Source organism: Variovorax stachyos (assembly GCF_051400855.1).
In the GTDB taxonomy this organism is placed as follows: domain Bacteria; phylum Pseudomonadota; class Gammaproteobacteria; order Burkholderiales; family Burkholderiaceae_C; genus Variovorax.
This window is the reverse complement of the sequence record NZ_JBLFFN010000002.1, coordinates 374,657-390,690: the sequence shown is the minus strand read 5'-3', so window position 1 is coordinate 390,690 and position 16,034 is coordinate 374,657. Positions and strand designations below refer to the sequence as shown.

Below are 16,034 nucleotides of genomic sequence, written 5' to 3'. Positions count from 1 at the left end.
CCGCCGCGTCGCCGCCTCAACGCGTTTCGCGCCGCGCGAGCTGCACGTTGCCGCCGGTGGTGTTGAAGGAGATGGTCGGCGCGCTGAAGTCGCTCAACGGCGCGCCCAAGCCAATTTCGCCGCTGCCATGCAGCACGCACTCGTCGCGGCGCAAGGCGATCTCGCCGCTGGCGCCCGCCGTGCCGTGAAACCGAACCCAGGTGCCGTAGGTGCTGATGTCGACCAGCACGCAACTGCCCTGCCGCGCCTCGATGCGCGCATGCAGGCGCGACACGCGCGGATCGTTGACGACGAACTGCGCCTCGTCCACGCGGCCCAGGTGGATGGGCAGCTCGGCAGCGCGGAACATCGAGCGCACGTCGAGCCAGGCGAGCTCGATCTGCGCGAAGGAAGAGTCGGCCGTGCGCGACGGCACGGCCAGGGTGGCCGGCATGGTGAGGAACTCGGTGACCTCGTCCTGCCAGTCGATGCGGTGCACCACCGGCATCTCGTTCTTGCCGCGGATGTTGATCGGCCCGAGGCTGCGATGCCGCGCCTCGCCGCCCTGCAGCTGGTCGATGACCGATTCGGTGGCCCAGATCTGCCCGGGGCCCGCCAGGTCGCTGAGCCGGGAAGCGAGGTTGACGGCATCGCCGTAGCAGTCGCCGTCCACCTCCACCACTTCGCCGCTCGCCACGCCGATCTGCAACTCCATGCGCAACGGGGCCGGCCAGGTTTGCAGGCGCTTCTGGTGATTGCGCTGGAGCTCGAGCACCGCCTTCGTGGCATTGATGCCGTCGGCGAATATTGCAAACACGCCATCGCCCAGCGATTTCACGACACGGCCGCCGTGCGCCTCGCAGACGCCGCCGATCCACTGGATGAGGCGCGTGACGGTTTCGGTGGCCCTGGCATTGCCCATGGCCTCGAAGACCCGCGTGCTTCCGGTCAGGTCAGCGAAGACGACAGTGGGATGGCCGGTCATTTGTGCAATTGTTGGTGCTCGCGCCGGACGATTATGGCAAAGCGGGGCACAAACGCCCCGAGGGGGCATCAAATCTGACGGTTTGCACGCAAAGCTGTTGCTTTTTCATTAGGAAACAAAGCAAAACATCAGATTGCCGGCGAGAAGTACAACTTAAGCATCAAATGCTCGTCTACTGCTTGAAGTAATTCGTGAAGTATGTTGTTTTTGAACATGAAATTATGCGCTCTGCCTTGTAAGACAGCACCGACAGGCTTAACGTTGTAATCCTCTAGGCTCTTGGCACCGCCTTCTTAATACCATGGCACTACAAAGTTTCTTTCGCCTGCTGTCGTTCCCGGCCCTCGGCTTGCGCCGTTCGGCGGACCGTCAGATGGGCCAGATTCGCAGTGCGATGCTGTCGCTGCTGCAGACACATGGCGGCCATTCCGCTCAGCGCGTCGCCCAGCGCGTGCGCTTTGCCGGCGACATGGAAGCGCTCTGGTACCTTCGCCAGGATGTACTGACCGCCCTGAGCGCGGTGGACGGCGAGGCGGCAGCCCGTCGCCAGATGCGGCAGATCAACCGCCTGTTCAAGGGTGGCCTGCCCGGCGCGATGGTGCCCCGGCCGCATCACCGCATCACCACCTGAGGCGTCGCTCTCCTCGCCTCGCGCAAAGCCGCTGCCCTGCAGCGGCTTTTGCTTTTGGGCCTCGCGCAGTGCGTCAGTGCGCGTGCGGGTGCCGGTGGCCCCACACCATGAAGACGTCGCGGCCGTCGGCCGCCACCTCCACCTTGGCGCCGACGGGCAGCAGCACCTTGGTCGGGACATGGCCGAAAGGCAGCCCCGTGAGCACCGGCGCCTTGATCGAGGTGCGCAGGCGCGCGATCACCGTCTCCAGGCTGAAGCCGCGATCGTGCGGCACCGTGCGCCCGCCGGTGAACTGGCCGAAGAGCACCGCCTTCTGCCGTGCCAGCACGCCGGCATGGCGCAGCTGGTCGAGCATGCGCTCCACCCGGAAGGGATGCTCGTTCACGTCCTCGAAGAAGAGCACGCCCTTGTCGACCGCCGGAAAGTACGGCGTGCCCAGCAGGCTCACGAGCACGCAGAGGTTGCCGCCCCAGAGCGTTGCGCCGTGCAGCCCGCGGAAACCGTCCATGGCCTCGGCGTCGCGCTTCGGCACGCGCCAGCCGGTGCCTTCGCCCTGGCCGTGCAGCAGGTCGTCGAAGCACGCTTCCATGATCTCGTCGGCACCGTCCTCGGCACCGAAGTCTTCGCCCACCGCCGGGCCTTGCCAAGTCACCGCGCCCGTCTTTGCCAGCAGCGCGGCCTGCAGCGCGGTGAAGTCGCTCAGGCCCACGAACTCGGTGCCACGCTCGATCGCCTTGCCGACCGCCTTGTAGGGAATGGCATCGAGGATGCGCGTGAGGCCATAGCCGCCGCGCGAGATCAAGGCCACGTCGGCGCGGCTGGCGGCGGCGCGGGCAATGGCCGCGAGGCGGGTGGCATCGTCGCCGGCAAAACGCTGGTGGGTGGCGAGTGCGGCCTCGTCGATCTCGACCTCGTGGCCCAGCGCCTGCAATCGCTTGATGCCGCGCCGGAAAGCGGCCTTGTCGCGCACGGCGCTGGAGGGGGAATAGATATAGATGTGTTTCTTCTTCACGGGCGGAAGTATCCCATCGCCTCCTGCGCGAGCTGCGCTGCCTGCACCGCATCGGGACCGGAAGCGACCGACGGAATCGGGCCCAGGGCACGCAGCGCCGCCTCGTAGCCGCGATCGGGGAAGGGCGCGCGCCAGGCATCGATCGCGGCCTCGCCTGCATCGGGCGCCATCCGCACCAGCGCGAAGCGCCCGGGTGCGGCGCTCGCGAGCAGGGATGCGAGCGGCGCAGCGTCGGCGCTGTGCACCAGCGCGAGCGGGCCGGGCTGCAGCCGCTCCAGCCATTCGAGCAGCAGGTCGCGGTGCCAGGACCAGGTGTGCACCGTCTCGCGCTTGGGCTTGTCGCTGCGGCCGAAGCCGATCAGGTCCGGCGCCAGCACGCGCCATCCCGGCACGCGCGCGAGGTGCCTGAAGAAGTAGCTCCACTCGCCCGGCCCGTGCAGGCAGAGGCAGGCCAACGACGTGGCCGCCTGCGCCTCGTCGAGGTAGTGCATGCGCCAGCCTCGCTGGCTCGGGAGATCGCTGACGTAGCGCGGCTCGAAGCCGTAGCCGGCCAAGCCCTCGAAGCGCTCGTCGGGGGTGCGCAGCGCATCGTCGCGCAGCGGCTCTGCTGCTTCGCGCGCCGCGCTGCGGCGGCTCTTGAAGAAGTCCTGCAGCAGTTGCTGGCAGTCCGCCGCCAGCACCCCGCCCTGCACCTGCGTGTGGTGATTGAGCTCGCGCCGGGTGAACAGGTCCAGCACCGAGCCCGCCGCGCCGGTCTTGGGATCGGCCGCGCCGAACACCACGCGTGCCAACCGCGCGTGAAGCATGGCGCCGGCGCACATGGCGCACGGCTCCAGCGTCACGTAGAGCTCGCAGCCATCGAGGCGATAGTTGCCCAGGGCCGCGCCGCCCGCGCGCAGCGCATTCATCTCGGCATGCGCACTGGGGTCGTGCAGCGCGACCGGGGCATTGCGCCCGGCAGCGATCAGCCGTCCCCCCTTCACCAGCACGGCGCCGACCGGCACCTCGCCGGCCTCGGCCGCCCGGCGCGCCTCGGCCAGCGCGAGGCGCATCCAGTGTTCGTCATCGGGCGTCATCGGGGGAATCATCGTCGGGCGTCATCGGGCGTCTTCCGGGATGGGGCGCGCCTGCTGCATCGCCTCGTCGAGCGACTGCTTGAACTGCTGCCGGACCTGCACTGCCTGCCCGGGTTGCGACAGCTGCGGGCGTGCATCGGCTGCCGGCGTGCCGGCCATGCTGCCCATCTGCCGCTTGACCAGCACGCCGACGATCGCCAGCGCGAGCACCAGTCCGATCAATCCGAGCGCGCGCATTCTTCAGCTCTCCTGTGCCTGTGCCGCATCGGTCTGCATGCCCAGTCGCTGCATCCAGGCCGCGAGCGCCTGCTCGTCCGGGGTGCCTGCGCTGTAGCGCGCGTACATCGCCGGGTGCGACTCGCGCCGGTGCTGGTTGAGCTTGAGCTTGCATTGCAGCGCCGTCACCCGCAGCTCGAAGCCGACGATGCCGTTGAGCATCTTGAGCTGGAAGTCCTCGCCCAGGTCGCGCCATTGCTGCGCATAGGCCGGCTCGTGCTCCCCGATCAAGCGCTTGAGCAGCGCGTCCTTCTCGGCCGGCGTCTCGATGAGGCGGGCTTCGACGGTGCAGTGCACCGCCAGGTAGTTCCAGGTCGGCACGCGCGCGAGGTCCGGGTAGACCGAGGGCGACATGTAGGCATGCGGCCCGAGGAAGGTGGCGACCGCCCGCGGCCGCGCCTGCAGGTAGCGCCACTGCGGATTGGGCTTGGCGCAATGGCCCAGCAGCGCGAATCCGCCCTCCTCCCCGCGGTCGTCGAGCACCAGCGGCAGGTGCGTGACGAAAGGCAGGCCCTCGTCGTCGGTCGAGATCAGGCTGGCGAAGGGATGCTGTCGCATCAACTGCGCTGCGATGGCGCGGTCCTGGCTGTTGAACTGGGGCGGCATGTACATGGACGGTCCTCCTCGTGGAACCGCCATTGTCCCCGAGGCGTTCTACTTCGCGCCCGCCGCCTTGAGCTTGGCGACCATCGCGGCGTAGCCGCGCGCACGTGCCAGCTGCAAAGGTGTGTTGCCCTGCCGATCGGTCAGTTGAAGATCGGCCCCCGCATCGACCAGCGCCTCCAGCGTGCGCTGGTGCCGCGGCCCGCCGTCGCCGAGCACGATCGATTCGATCAGCGCCGTCCAGTGCAGGTTGTTGACATGGTCCAGCGGCGCGCCCGCCGCGATCAGCCGCCGCACCACCTCGTCATGCCCGAGATGCGCCGCGGCGATCAGCGCGGTGCCGTCATAGCGGCTGGTGGTCTGGCGCGGGCTGGCGCCCAGCGACAGCAGCAGCGAGAGCGTGGCCGGGTCGTCCGCCACGGCAGCGATGGTGACCGCGTCGTAGCGGTCGTCCTCGAGCACATCGAGCTTCGCGCCGGCCTGGGCCAGCAGGCGGATCGCCTCGCGCTGGCGTCCATGCGTCGCCACATGCAGCGCGGTGCGGCCGCGCCCGTCGCGTGCCTCCAGATCGGCACCGGCCGCGATCAGCGCCTTGAGGCGAGCGAGGTCGCCCCGCCAGGCCGCCTGGTGCACGCCCTCGTAGGCGAGCGCCTCGGTCGCGGTGGGTGGCACCTGGGCCGCCGCCGGCTCCAGGCTGCCGATCGCCAGCGCGGCCAGGAACAGGGCGAGGCTTGCGCGATGCATGGCCTTCATCGTGCTCAGCCCAGCTGCGCCTTGACCTTCTCGATGCCTGCGTTGGCGCATTGCTCGTCGAGGTGTCCGCCCGGCGCGCCGCCCACGCCGACCGCGCCGATGACCTCGTTGCCGACCTTGACCGGCACGCCGCCGCCCAGCAGCAGGAAGCCGGGAATGTTCACGAGGTTGGCCGCGCCCGGGTTCTTCTGGGCGTTCTCCATCATCGCCAGCGTGGGTGCCTTGGCCGAAGCCGAGGTCCAGGCCTTGCGCTCGCTCGCGGCCACCGTGTGCGCGCCCGCGGTGTCGGCGCGCTGCACCGCGCGCACCACGCCGGCGCGGTCGACCACGGTCGCCGCGACCGCGTAGCCGTTGGCCGTGCAGGCCGCCACGGTGGCCGCTGCGATCTGGTTCGCGAGCTCCAGCGAGATGTTGCGCTCGGTGCGCACGGCAGGCGCACTGGCAGGGGCTTGCTGGGCCTGCGCGCTCCATGCACAGAGGGCGAGAGGGACGGCGAGCGCGCCGAGGCGAAGGGACGAATGCATGCAGGGTTCTCCGAAATGGTTTGAATGACGACGCGCCGGCACCTTGCCGGCCGCAGCGCCACTGTAGGAATCGCCGCCCCGCGCCGCCATTCGTACGGCTACGCCCGCCCTCCGTAGAACTACGGAGCGTCGTCGCCCGCCAGCGCGGCGTAGCGCCGGATCAATTGCGCCAGCGATTCGCAGCCCAGCTTCGCGAACAGGTTGGCGCGATGCGTCTCGACCGTGCGCGGCGACAGCGCCAGCGTGCGCGCGATCTCCTTGTTGGTCAGCCCCTCGACGATGAAGCGCAGCACTTCGCGCTCGCGCTCGGAAAGCTGCGCGTGCCGCTCGCGCGCCGCCTGGTCGGCCTGGGCCCGCTCGCGCGAGCGCACATGCTGGCGCACCGCGTGCTGAAGGGCTTCGAGCAGTTGCTCGTCGTCGACCGGCTTCTCGAGGAACTCCGCCGCGCCGGCCTTGAAGGCGCGCCGGCACATCTCCACCGTGCCGTGGCCGGTCAGCATGATCACCGGCTGGTCCACGCCCTGCGCGACCAGCGTGTCGAGCACCGCGAGGCCGCTGATGCCGGGCATGCGCACATCGAGCACGATGGCGCCGATGCCGCTGCGGTCGAAGCCCGCGAGGAAGGCCTGCGGATCCGACCAGGCCTGGGTGCGCAGGCCGACCGTGCCGATCAAGAGGGCCAGGCTTTCGCGCACCGCCTGATCGTCGTCGATCAGGTGGACCAGCGGCGACTGCGGCTCGTTCGTCATTGGGCCAACGGCAGGCGCAGCGTGAAGCGCGCGCCGCGCGGCTGCTCGGGCTCGGCGGCCAGCGAGCCGCCCATCGCGCCGGCCAGCGTCTCGCAAAGGCTCAGCCCCAGGCCCAACCCCCCCTCGCGCGTGCTGAAGAAGGGCTCGAAGATGCGCGCGAGCAGCTCGGGCGCGATGCCGCGGCCGTTGTCGCTCACGCGCAGCACGCCCTGCCCGTCCTGGCGCTCGACAGCGAGCCGCAACTGCCGCTCGCCCACCGGCAGCTCGTCGAGCGCCTGCAGCGCGTTCATCAGCAGGTTGTGGACGATCTGCTCCAGCGCCACCGGCTCGGCCTGCACGCTGACCGGCGCCTGCGCGGCGCCTTCGAGCACCGGCGCGATCGCGCGCTTGTCGAACTCCGGCGCCAGCAGGTGCAACGCGCTGCGCACCGCGTCCTGCAGCGGCACCGGCCTGGCGGCGCCTGCCTGGCCCGGCCGCTCGATCACCCTGCGCAGGCGGCCCACGACATCGGCCGCGCGCCTGGCCTGCTCGGCCGCCTGCTGCATCGCACCGCGCGCGGTCGCGAGCTCGGGCGGGTCCTCGTCGAGCAGCCGGCGCGCCGCCTGGGTATTGGCGAGCACCGCAGTGAGCGGCTGGTTGAGCTCGTGCGCCATGCCGGCCGCGAGCTCGCCCAGCGCATTGAGGCGCGCGACCTGGCCGAGCCGCAGCAGTTCCTCGGCACGGCGCCGCTCGATGCGCTGGCGCCGCAGCGCGCGGGCGCCCCACAGCACCATGCCGATGGCACCGGCCCATGCCAGCATCCAGGCCCAGGGCAGTTCGCCCCAGGACACATGGCGCTCGGCCACCAGGTCGAAGGGCTGGCTGTCCGAAGCCAGCACCTTTCGGAAGGAGAAGGACCAGCCCTGCGGCAAGGCGGGCCGCCCCGGCTGCACCACGAACTGCTGGCCCGCGCGCTCCAGCACCACGCGCACCGGGCTGGTCTTCGGGTCCATCGGCCAGTCGCGTGCGGGCGCGGTGCCCGCGAGGTCGATGTCGAGGGCGTAGCTGATGGGCGTGGCGCCGATCACCAGCCGATAGCGGCCCGTCGCCAGGTCCTGGCCGGCCAGTTCGGGGCGCCGAAGCTCGCGTGACTTCGCTTCGGCATCTGCCAGCACGCGGTCGGACCAGCTTGCGCCGGCCTCGCGCCGTTCGACGCGAAGGATCGAGGGGTAGACCGCCGACAGCCGCTGCTCGGGCCGATCGGCATCGGCCGCAGGCGCCAGCAGCGCCAGCGTGGCCAGCACGGCGTCGTACTGCACCGCCTGCTGGCTCATGAGCCGGTGCGCGATGCGGCCGTTGACCTCGAAGTCCTCATGCAGCTGCGCCAGCTCGGCGCGCGCGATCCACGTCGCGCCGGCGCCGGCGAGCAGCAGCCATGCGAGCCACCAGCCAACCTGCGTGCGCAACCATTGCCTCATGGCGCGGATTGTGCCCGCGCCGATCCGGAAGCCCGACGCAAGCGGGGGTGTATTGCGCAGGCCGCCACAATGTCACCGATGAGCGTTCGCAGCAGCTTCCTTCGCCTCGTCCTCGCCCTCCTTCCCCTTGCTCTCCTCGGCGCCTGTGCCACCAGCCCCTCGCCCGGCGGGCTCGACCGCGCGTCGCTGGCGCGCATCGAGTCGCTGATTGCACGCATGACCGTGGAAGAGAAGGTGGGCCAGCTGAGCCTCTACGCCCCCGCCGCCGTCGACACCGTCGCCAACCCGCAGGGCGCGCGCCAGAGCGAGGAAGAGCAGCTGACCCAGATCCGCGCCGGCCGCGTGACCGGCCTCTTCAACAACGAGGGCCTCGAAGGCAAGCGCCGCGCGCAGCGGGCCGCGGTGAACGAGTCGCGCCTGGCATCCCGCTCATCTTCGGCGCCGACATCATCCATGGCTTCCGCACCGTGTTCCCGGTGCCGCTGGCGGAGGCCGCAAGCTGGGAGCCGGCGCTGGCCGAGCGCACCGCGCATGCCTCCGCGGTGGAAGCCACGGCCGACGGCTTCCGCTGGACCTTCGCGCCGATGGTGGACATCGCGCGCGACGCCCGCTGGGGCCGCGGCATCGAAGGCGCGGGCGAGGACGTCTATCTCGGCCGCCAGTTCGCCGCAGCGCGGGTGCGCGGCTTCCAGGGCCCCGAGCTCGGGCGCGCCGACGCGATGCTGTCCACGCCCAAGCACTTCGCCGGCTATGGCGCGGCCGAAGGCGGGCTGGACTACAACGCGGTCGATCTCTCCGAGCGCACGCTGCGCGAGGTCTACCTGCCGCCCTTCCGCGCCGCCATCGACGCCGGCGCGCTCTCGATCATGAGCGCCTTCAACGAGATCGGCGGCATCCCCTCCAACGCGAACCGCGCGCTGCTGACCGGCGTGCTGCGCGAGGAATGGGGCTTCCAGGGCTTCGTGGTCTCCGACTACACCGCCGACGAGGAGCTGATCGCGCACGGCTTCGCGGCCGACGGGCGCGAGGCGGCCAAGCGCGCCTTCCTGGCGGGCACCGACGTCAGCATGCAGAGCGGCCTGTACATGAAGTACCTGCCCGGCCTGATCGCCGAGGGCGAGGTGCCGATGTCGCGGCTCGACGATGCGGTGCGCCGCGTGCTGCGGATCAAGCAGCGGCTCGGGCTCTTCGACCACCCCTTCCGCGGCCTCGAGGACACGCCGGGTCCACGCTTCGATGTCGCCGCGCACCAGGCGCTGGCGCGCGAGGCGGCGGGCCGCTCGATCGTGATGCTGCGCAACGAGAACGACGTGCTGCCCCTGCCGAGATCGGGCAGGCGCATCGCGCTGATCGGCCCTTTCGCGGGCACCGACGACCTGTTCGGCCCGTGGCGCATCTTCCCCGGCCAGCAGCCGCCCGTGGGCATCGAGCAGGCGATCCGCCAATCGCTCGCCGCGCCCGAGCTGCTCACGGTGGTGCGCGGCGCCAACGTGGAGACGCCGATCCCCGGCGGCATCGATGCGGCCGTCGCGGCCGCGCGCGAGGCCGACGTGGTGCTGCTGTCCATCGGCGAGAACGACCAGATGTCGGGCGAGGCGCGCTCGCGCAGCGACATCGAGATCCCGCGCGCGCAGCAGGCGCTGGCCGAGGCCGTGGCCGCCACCGGCAAGCCGGTGGTCGTGCTGCTGCGCAACGGCCGCGCCCTCGCACTGCGCGGCGCGGTGCGCAATGCAAACGCCATCCTGGTGACCTGGTTCCTCGGCTCGCAGACCGGCCCCGCCATTGCCGACGTGCTGTTCGGCGACATCAACCCCTCGGGCCGGCTGCCGGTGAGCTTTCCGCAGACGCCGGGCCAGGTGCCCTACTACTACGCCCACAAGCGCACCGGCCGGCCGCAGCTGGCCGATGCCCCCGCCACCTTCTACAAGGCACGCTACCTCGACGCGACCAACGACCCGGCCTTCGCCTTCGGCCACGGCATGGGCTACGCGCGTGTGCGCTACGACGCGCTCGAGGTCAGCCCCGCGCGCATGGCCTGGGACGGCACGACCACCATTCGCGCGCGCATCACCAACACCGGCCAGCGCGATGCCGAGGAGGTGGCGCAGCTCTACGTCGGCAACCGCGCGGCCAGCGTCACCCGGCCGGTGCGCGAGTTGAAGGGCTTCCGCAAGCTGCGCATCCCGGCGGGGCAATCGGCCACGGTCGAGTTCACGCTCACGCGGGCCGACCTGATGTTCATCGGGCAGGACATGGCGCCGACGGTGGAGCCGGGGCAGTTCGACCTGTGGATCGGGCCCTCGGCCGCAGGAGGCTTGCGCGGCGGCATGACGCTGCTGCCGGAAAGCCGGCGCTATTTCTTTTTCAGCGGCAGCTGATCGGCATCGGTCAGCGTGCCGAAGCGCCCGACGATGCAAGACTCCCTTTTCGACGATCCGAACGAAGCCGATCCGCCTGCCGCGAGCGAGCCCTCCACCACGAGAAAGCGCGCGCCTGCCGGCGGCCCGAAGGTCCGGCCCGCGCCTGCGGACCCAGGGCAGCAGGCGCTCGCGCGCACCCTGCCGACTGCGCTGCGCATGGGCACCTCGTCGTGGTTCTTTCCCGGCTGGGCCGGCATGGTCTGGGAGGGCGACTACGAACAGTCGGTGCTGTCCAAGCACGGCCTGGCCGCCTATGCGCAGCATCCGCTCTTTCGCACCGTGAGCCTGGACCGCAGCTTCTACCGGCCGCTATCGGCCAGCCAGTACGCTGCCTATGCGGCGGTGGTGCCGGAGGACTTCCGCTTCATCGTGAAGGCGCCCGGCCTGCTCGCCGATGCGCTGGTGCGCGACGAAGATGGCCGTGGCATGCAGCCCAACCCGGCCTTCCTCGATCCGGCGCTCGCGGTGCAGGAATTCGTGCAGCCGGCGCTGGACGGCCTGGGCGCGAAGCTCGGCGTGCTGGTATTCCAGCTCAGCCCGATCCCCGCGCCGATGCGGGCCGACCTGCCGACCTTGCTGATGCGGCTGCGCCGCATGCTGGAGGCGCTCCCCTCGTTGCGCCCTGCCGCGCCGGACGGCGTGATCGCCGTCGAGCTGCGCAACCCCGAGCTGCTCACGCCCGTATTGGCCGACGTGCTGCGCGAATGCGGTGCCACCTACTGCCTGGGCCTGCACCCCAAGATGCCGCCCATCGCCGCACAGTTGCCGCTGCTGCGCGCGCTGTGGCCGGGGCCGCTGGTGTGCCGCTGGAACCTGAACCGCCTGCACGGCGCCTACGGCTACGAGGAGGCGAAGAAGCTCTACGAGCCCTTCGACAAGCTTGCCGATCCCGACCCCGAGACCCGCGAGACGCTGGCCCGCGTGATCGCCGGCACCACCGGCGCGGGACATGCGGCCTACGTGGCGATCAACAACAAGGCCGAGGGCTCGGCGCCGCTGTCGGTGCGCGCGCTGGCGCAGGCGGTGGCCGCGATGGATGGCTCTTCTACTGGCTCGCGCAGGTGAAGGAGGATGCAGCGTTCACATCGCCCGAGCCGCCGTACCGCGGCCACGTCGGGTAGTCGCACAGGGGGCGCGTGCGGCCCGGCACGCCGACCGTGTCCCGGGTCACCTGCGCCTTGGGCGCGACACCTGCCTCGGCCCATTGCTCCAGCGCAGTGAGCGAATCCCAGGTGCCGTTGAACTGGCTGCTGACCGCATGCCCGAGCCCCGGGACTTCGTAGTAGCGCGCGAAGCCGTCCACCCTGTCCTGCCCGAACTGCCGCACGAGCCGCGTGTAGTAGTCGGCGGTGGCGCGCGAGCTGACCAGCACATCATGCAGGCCGTGTGCGAGCAGCAGCTTGCCGCCGCGCCCAACGAAGCCCGAGATGTCCGTGGACTGGTCGATCATCCGGCTCAACACGCCCCAGCGCTCGGCCAGCGGGCTCGGGCCCTCGGGGTCGAAGCTCAGCGGGTTGAAGGCGAGGTCGCGGGTGATGATGTTCTTGAGCACCTGGTCGAGCTGCTGGCTGATGTACGGCGCCGTGGTCGGCATCGGGTTGGCCGGCGGGCTGCTGCCCAGGTTGAGGAAGGTCACCGTCGGCTGGACGGCCGTCGTGATGGACGCGATGCCCAGGTCCGCGCCCCAGACGTTGTAGCCGGGGTAGCCGGTCTCGCCGCTCGCCAGCGCGAAGCCGAACCTCGCCGGCCCGTTCATCGCCTTGAGTGCGTCGATCTGCGCATCCGAGAGGCAGGTGTCGGCGGTGGCCGCGCCGTCCGGGCAGCGCAGCGGCGCGCCGTTCAGGGTGGCGGTGGCGGGATCGAAGCTCGCGTTGCAGGCGTTCTGGTTGCTGACGAGTCCGTCGGCAACGCCGTCCAGTGCATCGCAGGCCTGCATGGCGGCCTGGAAAAGCGCCAGCCGCTTGGCAGAACTCGGGTACGCGCCCGGCCTCGACAGCGCGAGCGTGGCCTTCTGGCCGCCCAGCATCGCGGACGCCTGGTTCCACGCCGGGTACCAGGCGATGGCGCCGTCCCAGTCGGCGGGCCAGCGCTGGATGCTCTGCAGCGCTTCGCGCCCGCCCGTGGAGCCGCCTGCGAAGTAGGACTTGGCGGGCGCGGCCGCGTAGCGGGCCTTGATCAGGAACACGGCGGCGTCGCGCGTCTTCTTGAGTGCGTCGCCGCCCCAGTTGCGCAGGGCCTCGTCGTTCAGCCCGAACGAGCCGTCCAAAGAACCCCGGGCCCCTGCCTGGTGCCCGGAATCGCTCGCGAACACGGCGTAGCCGCGGGCGAGCGGCAGCGGGCGGTCCGTCGGGCCGTTGGGGACATTGCCCGCGACGCTGGGAATGGAGCCGTCGAAGCCGCCGCCGCCGTACATCAGCGCCTTGGTGTTCCAGTTCGTGGGCAGCGCCACGCGGAACAGGATCTTCGGTGCCGCGGCATCGACGGGCGAGATGCTCCCGGACACCAGGCAATGCTCGGGCACCGCCGCGGCGCCCGTGCCGCTTGCGGCGACGACATTGGCCGCGGTCACCGTGCCCCCGGCGGTGGGCAGGCCGATCGCGGAGGCGGGGATCTCCATGCCGGCGAGCTGCGCGCAACTGCGCGGGAGATACACCAGGAAGGGCAAGCCACCGCCGCCATCACCGCCGCCGCCGCAGGCGGTCAACAGCACGGCGGCCATGCAGCTCAATGGAAGGCGGCTGCGCACCAGCACATTCATCGCGTTCATCTTTGTCTCCGACTTGTAGGTTTGGAGCGCCGCGCGCAGGTGCGACGGCGCGTCAAGAAGTCTGGTCGCCGACGGACCCTCGGCCAATGTCGTCCCGCAACACATGCCGCCCCTCTTCGATGTGCGCGCAGGTCATGGCGGCGGTGCCAACGCGGCACAACCCTGGGATCCGCGTCAGTCGGCGTGGTCAGTCCGCGCCGGCGAGTTCCGTCGCGAGCCCGGCCTTGGAAAGCTCGAGCCTGTACTGCTCCCAACCCGAGGCCGGAACCATCTCGCCGCCACGGGCGCGGATCTCGTCCAGCCGCGCGCGAACCTGCCCGGCCGCGTCTTCTTCATCGTCGACGAAGATGCCGCGCGTCATCGTCACGTGCGCGCACTCGAAACTGCCCGCGCCGGCCAGCAGGATCATCCGCGTCGGCGCATCATCGCCCACCAGCGCGATGAGGCCGGGGCTGACCTTCCCGGGGGCCAGGCCTGCCAAGGCGTCCTCGGGCAGGATGTTCTCGGTCATGCCGGTGGCCGCGCTGGGCGCGAGGCAGTTGACGCGGATGTCGTGCCTGGCGCCTTCCAGCGCCAGCGTCTGCATCAGCCCCACCAAAGCCATCTTCGCGGCGCCATAGTTGGCCTGGCCGAAGTTGCCGTAGAGCCCCGACGAGGACGTCGTCATCACAATGCGGCCGTGGTTCTGCGCGCGCATGTGGTCCCACACGGCCTTGGTGCAGTTCACGGCGCCCATCACGTGCACGTCCAGCACCAGCCGGAAATCGTCCAGCGGCATCTTGGCGAAGGACCTGTCGCGCAGGATGCCGGCGTTGTTCACGAGGATGTCGACGCGCCCCCACTGCTCGACGGCGCTGGCAACCATCGCCTCCATCTGGGCGAAGTCCCTGACGTCGCCGCCATCCACGATGGCCTCGCCGCCGCGGCGCCGGATGTCGTCGGCCACCTGCGCGACGGACGATCCTTCGCGCTCACCCCCGAGGTCGTTGACCACCACGCGGGCGCCCTGCCGCGCCAGCTCGAACGCATGCGCGCGCCCGAGGCCGCCGCCTGCGCCGGTCACCACCGCTACCTTGTCCTGAAGATATTTGCTCATGGCCTCTTTCAAAAAAAATGGATCGATCAGAAGGCGACTGCATCCTGCCCCTTGAGGCCGAGCATCGCCCTCGCCTCCCGCGGCGTGGCGATCTGCAGCGACAGCTCCTCCAGGATGCGACGGATCTTGCGCACCTGCTCGGCGCACGATCGGGCGAGTTGCCCCTTGGCGAGGTACAGGCTGTCCTCCAGCCCCACGCGCACGTTTCCACCCAGCACTGCGCCCATGGTGAGCAGGGGCATCTGGTGCCGGCCGGCGCCGAGCACGGAGAAGCGGTAGCGGTCGCCGAACAGCCGGTCGGCCGTCGACTTCATGACGACGAGGTTCTCGGGGTCGGGGCCGATGCCGCCCAGGATGCCGAGGATGCACTGGATGAACAGCGGTCCCTCGACGAGCCCCTCGTCCATGAAATGCGCCAGGTTGTAGAGGTGACCGACGTCGTAGCACTCGAACTCGAAGCGCGTTCCGCAGTCGTCGCCCAGCACCTTCAGGATGCGCTTGATGTCCCGGAAGGTGTTGCGGAAGATCAGGTCCTCCATGCCTTCCACGTAGGGCTTCTCCCAGTCGTAACGCCACTCGTGGATCTTGCGGGCGGCCGGATGGATGGAGAAATTCATCGAGCCCATGTTGAGCGAGCACATCTCGGGCTTCGCCTGCAGCGGGTACGCCAGGCGCTCCTCCAGCGTCATGCGCGTACTGCCGCCCGTGGTGATATTGATGACGGCGCTGGTGGCCGCCTTGATGTGCGGCACGAACTGGTCGAACACCGCCGGGTCGGCCGTCGGCCGCCCATCGACCGGATCTCGCGCATGCAGGTGCAGGATCGCCGCGCCCGCCTCGGCCGCTTCGATGGCCTGCTGGGCGATCTCCTGCGGCGACAGCGGCAGGTACGGCGACATCGAGGGGGTGTGCACCGAACCGGTGACCGCACATGAAATGATGACCTTGTCCTGTGGACTTGCCATTGAATGCTCCTTGGGCTGTTTCAAACGGCCAGCCAGTCCGCCAGCAGCTTCTCGTCGGCGGCGAGCTGCTGGGGTGTTCCTTCGAAGACGATCTGCCCGTGCCCCATCACGCACACGCGCGTGGAGACCTTCAAGGCAATCGCCAGCTTCTGTTCCACCAGCACCACGGCCACGCCCCTGCGGTGCATGTCCTTGATGCATTCGCCGACCGCGACGACGATCTTGGGCGCGAGCCCTTCCGTCGGCTCGTCGATGAGGATGAGCTGCGGGTTGCCCAGCAGCGAGCGGCAGATCGTCAGCATCTGCTGCTCGCCACCGGACAGGCTGCCGGCCCTGGTGTTGCGGCGCTCCTTCAGGCGGGGGAAGTAGGCGAACATGTCCTCCACGGTCCAGCGCGTGGCGCCTTCGGTGGGCGGCTGCTCGCCCATGCGCAGGTTCTCGTCGACCGTGAGGTTGGCGAAGACCTCCCGCTCCTCGGGCACGTAGGCGATGCCCGCGCGGCAGATGGCATACGGCCGCGCGCCGGTGATGTCGCGGTCGCGCAGCCGAATCTGCCCGCCGGTGGGTGTCACCAAACCCATGATCGCTTTCATCGTGGTCGAGCGGCCCGAGCCGTTGCGCCCGAGCAGGCTGACCACCTCGTTGCGGCCCACGCTGAAGCTCACCCCATGCAGGATGTGGCTCTTGCCGTAGTGGGCGTGCACTGTATCGAGTGCCAGCAGAGTCATTGGAGTACCTTCG

General features: G+C 70.1%; 16 protein-coding genes. 3 read left to right on the top strand and 13 right to left on the bottom strand.

The window, feature by feature from the left end:
* Positions 1 to 16: 16 nt before the first annotated feature.
* Positions 17 to 964, bottom strand: a complete 948-nt coding sequence (locus ACMGEZ_RS05080; protein ID WP_436821157.1) for an adenylate/guanylate cyclase domain-containing protein — start codon at positions 962 to 964, stop codon at positions 17 to 19.
* Between the two features lie 394 nt (positions 965 to 1,358).
* Here ACMGEZ_RS05080 and ACMGEZ_RS05075 point away from each other — a divergent pair, with 394 nt between their 5' ends.
* Positions 1,359 to 1,595: a hypothetical protein gene (locus ACMGEZ_RS05075; protein WP_436821156.1), complete on the top strand. Its 237-nt coding sequence runs from the start codon at positions 1,359 to 1,361 to the stop codon at positions 1,593 to 1,595.
* Positions 1,596 to 1,668: 73 nt separating this feature from the next.
* Here the strand turns inward: ACMGEZ_RS05075 and ACMGEZ_RS05070 are convergent, their stop codons facing one another.
* The 8 genes from ACMGEZ_RS05070 to ACMGEZ_RS05035 all read right to left on the bottom strand — a co-directional run bounded on the left by ACMGEZ_RS05070 (position 1,669) and on the right by ACMGEZ_RS05035 (position 8,045).
* Positions 1,669 to 2,607 (bottom strand): LD-carboxypeptidase, encoded by a 939-nt coding sequence (locus ACMGEZ_RS05070; protein ID WP_436821155.1) that lies wholly within the window; start codon positions 2,605 to 2,607, stop codon positions 1,669 to 1,671.
* Positions 2,604 to 3,683: a tRNA adenosine(34) deaminase TadA gene (gene tadA / locus ACMGEZ_RS05065; protein WP_436821154.1), complete on the bottom strand. Its 1,080-nt coding sequence runs from the start codon at positions 3,681 to 3,683 to the stop codon at positions 2,604 to 2,606. Before tadA ends, ACMGEZ_RS05070 begins: the two co-directional genes overlap by 4 nt.
* 21 nt (positions 3,684 to 3,704) lie before the next feature.
* Positions 3,705 to 3,920, bottom strand: coding sequence for a hypothetical protein (locus ACMGEZ_RS05060; RefSeq protein ID WP_436821153.1), 216 nt, complete (start codon positions 3,918 to 3,920; stop codon positions 3,705 to 3,707).
* A gap of 3 nt (positions 3,921 to 3,923) precedes the next feature.
* A complete protein-coding gene (locus tag ACMGEZ_RS05055) occupies positions 3,924 to 4,571 on the bottom strand; it encodes an FMN-binding negative transcriptional regulator (RefSeq protein ID WP_436821152.1) in 648 nt (215 codons plus the stop codon).
* A gap of 42 nt (positions 4,572 to 4,613) precedes the next feature.
* Positions 4,614 to 5,306 (bottom strand): ankyrin repeat domain-containing protein, encoded by a 693-nt coding sequence (locus tag ACMGEZ_RS05050; protein WP_436821151.1) that lies wholly within the window; start codon positions 5,304 to 5,306, stop codon positions 4,614 to 4,616.
* Positions 5,307 to 5,320: 14 nt separating this feature from the next.
* On the bottom strand, positions 5,321 to 5,839 hold the full coding sequence (locus ACMGEZ_RS05045; protein WP_436821150.1) for a GlcG/HbpS family heme-binding protein: 519 nt from the start codon (positions 5,837 to 5,839) through the stop codon (positions 5,321 to 5,323).
* Between the two features lie 119 nt (positions 5,840 to 5,958).
* Positions 5,959 to 6,588 carry a response regulator transcription factor gene (locus ACMGEZ_RS05040; RefSeq protein WP_436821149.1) on the bottom strand — a complete coding sequence of 210 codons (630 nt, stop codon included), beginning with the start codon at positions 6,586 to 6,588 and terminating at the stop codon, positions 5,959 to 5,961.
* The gene (locus ACMGEZ_RS05035) at positions 6,585 to 8,045 is read right to left on the bottom strand and encodes a sensor histidine kinase (RefSeq protein ID WP_436821148.1); all 1,461 of its coding nucleotides are present in this window, start codon (positions 8,043 to 8,045) and stop codon (positions 6,585 to 6,587) included. Before ACMGEZ_RS05035 ends, ACMGEZ_RS05040 begins: the two co-directional genes overlap by 4 nt.
* Positions 8,046 to 8,512: 467 nt before the next feature.
* Here ACMGEZ_RS05035 and ACMGEZ_RS05030 point away from each other — a divergent pair, with 467 nt between their 5' ends.
* Together ACMGEZ_RS05030 and ACMGEZ_RS05025 are read left to right on the top strand one after the other, a co-directional pair.
* The gene (locus ACMGEZ_RS05030; protein WP_436821147.1) at positions 8,513 to 10,423 is read left to right on the top strand and encodes a glycoside hydrolase family 3 N-terminal domain-containing protein; all 1,911 of its coding nucleotides are present in this window, start codon (positions 8,513 to 8,515) and stop codon (positions 10,421 to 10,423) included.
* Positions 10,424 to 10,456: 33 nt separating this feature from the next.
* A complete protein-coding gene (locus ACMGEZ_RS05025; protein WP_436821146.1) occupies positions 10,457 to 11,530 on the top strand; it encodes a DUF72 domain-containing protein in 1,074 nt (357 codons plus the stop codon).
* On the opposite strand, the gene ACMGEZ_RS05020 is transcribed toward ACMGEZ_RS05025, so the two are convergent.
* The 4 genes from ACMGEZ_RS05020 to ACMGEZ_RS05005 form a co-directional block, all read right to left on the bottom strand.
* Entirely contained in the window at positions 11,511 to 13,232 is a 1,722-nt protein-coding gene (locus tag ACMGEZ_RS05020) for a tannase/feruloyl esterase family alpha/beta hydrolase (protein ID WP_436821145.1), read from the bottom strand. The genes ACMGEZ_RS05025 and ACMGEZ_RS05020 overlap by 20 nt on opposite strands.
* A gap of 187 nt (positions 13,233 to 13,419) precedes the next feature.
* Complete coding sequence (locus tag ACMGEZ_RS05015; protein WP_436821144.1) at positions 13,420 to 14,328, bottom strand: SDR family NAD(P)-dependent oxidoreductase; 909 nt, start codon at positions 14,326 to 14,328, stop codon at positions 13,420 to 13,422.
* 26 nt (positions 14,329 to 14,354) lie between these two features.
* Entirely contained in the window at positions 14,355 to 15,293 is a 939-nt protein-coding gene (gene kce / locus ACMGEZ_RS05010) for a 3,5-dioxohexanoate:acetyl-CoA acetone transferase (protein WP_436821143.1), read from the bottom strand.
* Between the two features lie 20 nt (positions 15,294 to 15,313).
* Positions 15,314 to 16,021, bottom strand: a complete 708-nt coding sequence (locus ACMGEZ_RS05005; protein ID WP_436821142.1) for an ABC transporter ATP-binding protein — start codon at positions 16,019 to 16,021, stop codon at positions 15,314 to 15,316.
* Positions 16,022 to 16,034 lie beyond the last annotated feature (13 nt).